Origin of the sequence: Rhodoferax sp. (assembly GCF_039922535.1) — a bacterium.
Classification (GTDB): domain Bacteria; phylum Pseudomonadota; class Gammaproteobacteria; order Burkholderiales; family Burkholderiaceae_C; genus Rhodoferax_B.
On record NZ_JBDTEM010000309.1, the window covers coordinates 1 to 6,261 of the forward strand.

At 63.6% G+C, this 6,261-nt stretch carries 6 protein-coding genes and 1 pseudogene; 6 read left to right on the forward strand and 1 reads right to left on the reverse strand.

What is annotated here, in order from left to right:
• The 3 genes and pseudogenes from ABI213_RS14630 to ABI213_RS14640 all read left to right on the forward strand — a co-directional run.
• Window positions 1-1,004, forward strand: a pseudogene (locus tag ABI213_RS14630) (nitrite reductase (NAD(P)H)); the annotation flags it as partial.
• A 17-nt stretch (window positions 1,005-1,021) separates the two neighbouring features.
• Complete coding sequence (gene nirD / locus ABI213_RS14635; RefSeq protein ID WP_348008267.1) at window positions 1,022-1,360, forward strand: nitrite reductase small subunit NirD; 339 nt, start codon at window positions 1,022-1,024, stop codon at window positions 1,358-1,360.
• A 4-nt stretch (window positions 1,361-1,364) separates the two neighbouring features.
• Window positions 1,365-2,669, forward strand: a complete 1,305-nt coding sequence (locus ABI213_RS14640) for a nitrate- and nitrite sensing domain-containing protein (RefSeq protein WP_348008268.1) — start codon at window positions 1,365-1,367, stop codon at window positions 2,667-2,669.
• 151 nt (window positions 2,670-2,820) lie between these two features.
• Here ABI213_RS14640 and ABI213_RS14645 read toward each other — a convergent pair whose 3' ends face one another.
• On the reverse strand, window positions 2,821-3,738 hold the full coding sequence (locus tag ABI213_RS14645) for a YicC/YloC family endoribonuclease (RefSeq protein WP_348008269.1): 918 nt from the start codon (window positions 3,736-3,738) through the stop codon (window positions 2,821-2,823).
• Window positions 3,739-3,812: 74 nt separating this feature from the next.
• On the opposite strand from ABI213_RS14645, the gene ABI213_RS14650 reads away from it, so the two are divergent.
• The 3 genes from ABI213_RS14650 to rph form a co-directional block, all read left to right on the forward strand.
• Window positions 3,813-4,820, forward strand: a complete 1,008-nt coding sequence (locus ABI213_RS14650) for a serine/threonine-protein kinase (RefSeq protein WP_348008270.1) — start codon at window positions 3,813-3,815, stop codon at window positions 4,818-4,820.
• Entirely contained in the window at window positions 4,817-5,725 is a 909-nt protein-coding gene (locus ABI213_RS14655; RefSeq protein WP_348008271.1) for a PP2C family serine/threonine-protein phosphatase, read from the forward strand. The genes ABI213_RS14650 and ABI213_RS14655 overlap by 4 nt, the downstream gene beginning before the upstream one ends.
• 49 nt (window positions 5,726-5,774) lie before the next feature.
• On the forward strand, window positions 5,775-6,261 hold a 487-nt coding region (gene rph / locus ABI213_RS14660), incomplete at its 3' end, for a ribonuclease PH (protein ID WP_348027651.1).

Sequence of the window (6,261 nt, forward strand, 5' to 3'; positions counted from 1 at the left end):
GCACCGGCCTGGGCTGCGACATCTGCAAGCCGGTGGCGGCCAGCGTGCTGGCATCGTGCTGGAACGATTTTGTGCTTCAACGCGACCTGGCCGGTCTGCAAGACAGCAACGACTACTACCTGGGCAATATCCAGAAAGACGGCACTTACTCGGTGGTGCCGCGCATGCCGGGTGGCGAGGTCACGCCAGACGGCCTGATCGCCGTCGGCCAGGTGGCGAAGAAATACGGCCTGTACACCAAGATCACCGGCGGCCAGCGGGTCGATTTGTTCGGCGCACGCGTCGAGCAGTTGCCGCCCATCTGGGAGGCGCTGATTGACGCGGGCTTTGAATCGGGCCACGCCTACGGCAAGTCGCTGCGCACGGTGAAAAGCTGCGTGGGTTCCACCTGGTGCCGCTACGGCGTGGGCGATAGCGTGGGCCTGGCCGTGGCGCTGGAGCACCGCTACAAAGGCTTGCGTTCACCGCACAAGATCAAGTTTGGCGTGTCGGGCTGCACCCGCGAATGTGCCGAAGCGCAGGGCAAGGACATCGGCATCATTGCCACCGAAAAGGGCTGGAACCTGTACATCTGCGGCAATGGCGGTATGAAGCCGCGCCACGCCGAGCTGTTTGGCTCCGACCTGTCCAAGGAAGACCTGGTGCGCATGATCGACCGCGTGCTGATGTTCTACGTGCGCACCGCCGACCGCCTGCAGCGCACCAGCACTTGGCGTGAAAATCTGGAAGGTGGCCTGGGCTACCTGAAGGATGTGCTGATCCAAGACAGCCTGGGTCTGTGCGCCGAGCTGGAAGCGCAGATGCAGCACGTGGTGGACACTTACCAGTGCGAATGGAAGACCGCCGTGACCGACCCCGAAACCCGCAAACGCTTCCGCTCGTTTGTGAACAGCGACAAGATAGACGAGCATGTCATCTTCGTGGAAGAGCGTGGTCAAATCCGCCCAGCCCGTGTGGACGAACGCCCATCGGCAGCCATCGCTGTCGAAGCGGCTTCCTTTTAATCTGCAAGGACACCACCATGACAACCGATACTTTGACCTGGACCGACATCTGCGCGGTGGATGACATCTTGCCCAGCACCGGCGTGTGTGCGCTGGTGGAGAGCCGGCACGTGGCGGTGTTCCGCCTGGGGGCTGACCAGTTCTTCGCCATTGACAACGTAGACCCCAAATCGGGTGCCAGCGTGCTGTCGCGCGGCCTGATGGGCAACCTGGGCGACCGCACCGTCGTGGCCTCGCCGCTGTACAAAAACCACTTCGACCTGCGCACCGGCGAATGCCTGGAAACGCCGGAACAGTCGGTGCGCGCCCACGGTGTGCGCATCGCCGCAGGCCGCGTCAGCGTGGCCCTGGGCTGAAAGTATGGCTGAGCTGGCCGCCACCCTGTCCGCTGGAGCTTTGCCCGTTTCGGCTTTCGTGCTGCGGGCCAAGCAGTTGGAGATGGATGCGGTACGCCAGCTGGCCAGCCGGGCCGAGCTGGTGGATGCCATTGGCCAGTTGATCCAAGGTCTGCAGCGCGAGCGGGGGGCTTCCAGCATCTACCTGGCGTCGAAGGCGCAGCGCTTTGCAGATATGCGCCGCCAGATCGTTGGCGAGGTGGAGCCGCTGGAAACCCGGTTGCGCGCGGTGTGTGCCGGCTACGTGGAACCCGCCCAAGGGGCTACGGCCAAGACCTTGTCTCTGATGGCCTGGGCTCTGCTGGGCCTGGACGCGCTGGCGGCGCTGCGCAGCCAGATCGCACTCCAGGCCATGGATGCCCACGATGCGGTGGCCGCTTTCAGCCACCTGATTGCCGGGCTGATCGAGCTGGTTTTCCATGTGGCCGATGTAGCCGGGCTGCCCAGCGTCTCGCGCCTGTTGGTGGCCTTGCTGCACCTGGTACAGGCCCAGGAAGAGGCGGGCCAGGAACGGGCGGTTGGTGGGCTGATGTACGCTTCCGGCCAGGGCAATGCAGCGCAGCAGCAGCGCGTGGTGCACCTGATCGAGGCGCAGGAACGCAGCCAGCAGGTATTTGCTGAATTCGCCGAACCGGCACTGCGCACCCGTTGGGAGCAGCAGCAATTGGTGCCGGGCATTGCGCAGTTGGAGCGTCTGCGGCGCACGTTGTGCATCGCCAAGCCCGGTGCAGCACTGGACAGCAACCTCAGCGATGCTTGGTTTAGCGTGTGCACCGAGCGCATCAATGCGCTGTGGCAATTGCAGGTGGAGGTGGTCAAGCGTCTGCGTGAGGACTGCGCGGCACGCATTCTGGAGGCCCAGCAGGACCTGCAAGACTCCAAGGGTCTGCTGCGCCGCCTGCGTGACAACCCGCCGCCGCGCACGCATGCGGTAGACCGGTTTTTTGAGTCCGGCACCCCACCGAGCGCCTCGCCCGAACCGGCGGTCAACCCGGCCAGCGAATCTGCCGCACTGCGCGACCTGTTAAAGGCGCAATCCGGTCGCATGGCCAGCATGGAAACCGAACTGGATGCGGCCCGCCGTGCCCTGCATGAGCGCAAGGTCATCGAACGCGCCAAGGGCATGCTGATGGCCCGGCTGGGCATCAATGAAGAAGCCGCTTTCAGGATGCTGCAAAAAACCTCTATGGACCAGAACCGCCGCCTGCTGGATGTGGCCGAGGCCACACTTTCGCTGCCCGATCTGGCCTTTGCGCAGATGGCGCGCTAGCACTATTTTTACGGGTAAGTGCTATATATTGAATAGCTGCTGGCGCAGGTGGAGTCTGTGCCAGCAGTTGATTCTCTATAAATTTAGGCATCCCGAACCGGTTGGCCTTTTCCAAGGCCAGCGCAGTACCGTGGCCCGGGGGGGAGTCCAATCATTCCACGTTCTGGACCTGCTCCCGCATCTGCTCAATCAGCACCTTCATGTCTACCGAGATGCGGGTCAGTTCCAGCGCAGCCGATTTGGAGCCCATGGTGTTGGCCTCGCGGTGCAGTTCCTGGATCAAGAAGTCCAGGCGTTTGCCCACTTCACCGCCCTTTTTGAGGATGCGCTCCATCTCGTCCAGGTGCGAATGCAGGCGGGTCAGCTCTTCGGCCACGTCGATGCGGATGGCGAAGGCGGTGGCCTCGGTCAGCGCGCGGTCTTGGGCGGCCTCGGGCAGGGTAGCGCCTTCGGCCAGGGCCATGGCTTCTTTCCAGCGCTCGATGAAGCGCTGGCGTTGCTGCTCCACCAGCTGGGGCACCAGCGGCAGGGCTTTTTCGGCCAGGGCGCGCAATTGCTTCAGGTGGCCGATCAGCATGGTCGTCAGGCGTTCGCCTTCGCGCTGGCGGGCGGCCACCAAGGATTGCAGCACCGTGTCGGCCAGTGGCAGCACATCGTCGGCCCAGTCGTTGGTGGGGGCTTGCTCGTTGGAAGCCATGCGCAGGATGTCGGCGACGCTTAAAGCGGCGGCCTGGGGCAGCCAGGCTTTGATGGAGTCTTGCAGCGAATTGACCCGTTGCAGCAACTGGGGCGACGGCGTGGCCAGGCTGCCCGAGGTGGTGGTTTCAATGGCGGCGCGCACTTCCACCTTGCCGCGTTTGAGCTGCGCCATAACGCGTTCGCGCAGCGCGGGCTCATGGCTACGCAGTTCGTCGGGTAGGCGAAAGCTCAGGTCCAGAAAGCGGCTGTTGACCGAGCGGATTTCGATCCCCAAGCGGCGTGCAGCCGTGCTTTTGGACTCGGTTTCTGGGGTGGCGGTGGCGCTGCTGTGCTGGGCACTGGCGTAGCCGGTCATGCTGTAAACTGGCATTGAGAAGGTACATATCGTTGCAATGGCCCGAGAATACCTGCCTTCCACCGCTTCCCCGCTCCCCCTGCCTATTTATGTCCAAAAACAAACCGGCTACGCTTCCGCCCGGCACCGCGATCGGGGGCTACCACATCGTGCGACGGCTCTCGTCGGGCGGGTTTGGGGTGGTGTACCTGGCGGTGGGGGCCGATGGTGTCCAGGTGGCGGTGAAGGAATATCTGCCCAGCAGCCTGGCCACCCGCGAAGTCGGCGAGCTGCTGCCGCAGGTGCAGCCCGAAAAGCTATCGCTATACCGGCTGGGGCTGAAGAGCTTTTTTGAAGAAGGCCGTTCGCTGGCGCAGATCTCGCACCCGTCGGTGGTTAGCGTGCTCAATTTCTTCCGCGAGAACGAAACCGTCTACATGGTGATGAATTACCTGGAGGGTGCGACCCTGCAAGACTTCATCATCACCTCGCGCGACCAGCGCAAGCAAAAGGTGTTCCGCGAATCCACCATCCGCAGCCTGTTTGACGAAATTTTGCGGGGCTTGCGCATCGTGCACCAGCACAAGATGCTGCATTTGGACATCAAACCCGCCAACATCTTCATCACCGACGACAACAAGGCGGTGCTGATCGACTTCGGCGCGGCCCGCGAGGTGCTGAACAAAGAAGGCAACTTCATCCGCCCCATGTACACCCCCGGCTTTGCCGCCCCCGAGATGTACCGGCGTGATGCCTCCATGGGGCCATGGACCGACATTTACGCCATCGGTGCCTGCATCTACGCCTGCATGCAGGGCTTTCCGCCCAACGAAGCGCCGCAGCGGCTGGAAAAAGACCGCATCGGCCTGGCCTTGTCGCGGCTGCGCGGCATTTATTCGGACAACCTGATCGAGGTGGTCGAATGGTGCATGTCGATCGACCCACTGTCGCGCCCGCAGTCGGTGTTTGCGCTGCAAAAAGAACTCAGCCGCGAAGGCGAGCGCCGCTACACCAAGCTGACCGTGGCCGAGAAGCTGCGCCTGCAGTTCGATACTTTGGTGTCCGACACCAAGAAAAACGTGCGCGAAGCCACTGGCATCGGGGCCACGCCCAAGTGAAGTTTTCGGTATTCCAGGTCAGCCGCAAGGGCGGCCGTGAAAAAAATGAAGACCGCATGGGCTATTGCTACACCCGCGCTTCCGGCCTGTTCCTGCTGGCCGATGGCATGGGCGGGCACCCGGAAGGCGAGGTGGCGGCCCAAATGGCGTTGCAGTGCCTGTCCGCCCTGTACCAAAAACAAGCCCGCCCGCTGCTGCCCCAGGCGGCTGCATTTCTCAGCGCCGCGCTTCTGTCGGCGCACGACCAGATCCTGCGCTATGCCGCCAAACACGGCATGCTCGACACCCCGCGCACCACTCTGGTGGCCGCCGTGGTGCAAGGCAATAGCGCCACCTGGGTGCACTGCGGTGATTCGCGGCTGTACGTGGTACGCGACGGTGTACTGTTGACCCGCACGCGCGACCATTCCTACGCCGAACAGCACCGTGCCGAGGGTGGGGCGCAGTTGCCCCACACGGTGAACCGCAACGTGCTCTACACCTGCCTGGGCTCGCCCGTCAAACCCCAGTTCGACACCACCGGCCCCATCGCGCTGCACCAGGGCGACAAAATCATGCTCTGCTCAGATGGCTTGTGGGACAGCCTGGACGATGCCACCATCGTGCGCGGTCTGGCCAGCGGCCCGGTGTCGCAGGCCGTGCCCGACCTGGTCGAGCAGGCGCTGCGCAAGGCGGGTGCCCGCAGCGACAACGTCACCGTGCTGGCCATCGAGTGGGAAACCCCGGACATGTTCGAGTCCACCCGGGGCATCTCCACCGATTCGATCCAGGAAGGCGTGTTTGCCTCGTCCATCCAGCCGCGTGGGCCGGACAGCCTGATCGACGATCTGGACGATGCGGCTATCGAACGCTCCATCGCCGAAATCAACGAAGCCATCCGCAAGGCCGCCGCAAAACGCGTCTGAGTTTTCGCTCCCCAAAAACGGGGTGTTTTATGTTTTTGAAGTCCACACCATGACCGAATTTATCCGTAGCGGCGGCCGTGCTGCCCACCAATTGCGCGCTGTGCGCATTACCCGCGGCTACACCATCCACGCCGAGGGCTCGGTGCTGATCGAGTTTGGCAATACCAAGGTGCTGTGCACCGCCTCGGTGGAAGAAAAAGTGCCGGGCCACAAAAAGGGCAGCGGTGAAGGCTGGGTCACCGCCGAATACGGCATGCTGCCGCGCGCCACCCACACCCGCAGCGACCGCGAAGCCGCACGCGGCAAGCAGAGCGGCCGCACGCAGGAAATCCAGCGCCTGATTGGCCGTTCCCTGCGGGCCGTGTTCGATTTGAAGCTGCTGGGCGAGCGCGACACCGCGGAGGCTGCACGGGTGGAGCGGGACCGGGTGGGCGCCGAGCTGCGCCAGCAGCTGGTCGTGGCACAGGACGAGCTGCGCGACCTCACCGACACCGCGCACCGCGACGAGATGGCCCGGGCCAGGCAGGTGTCCCGGA

Coding starts and splice junctions, on each gene's coding strand:
- nirD (WP_348008267.1), top strand. CDS start 1,022: ATGACAACCGATACTTTGACCTGGACCGACATCTGCGCGGTGGATGAC.
- ABI213_RS14640 (WP_348008268.1), top strand. CDS start 1,365: ATGGCTGAGCTGGCCGCCACCCTGTCCGCTGGAGCTTTGCCCGTTTCG.
- ABI213_RS14645 (WP_348008269.1), bottom strand. CDS start 3,738: ATGCCAGTTTACAGCATGACCGGCTACGCCAGTGCCCAGCACAGCAGC.
- ABI213_RS14650 (WP_348008270.1), top strand. CDS start 3,813: ATGTCCAAAAACAAACCGGCTACGCTTCCGCCCGGCACCGCGATCGGG.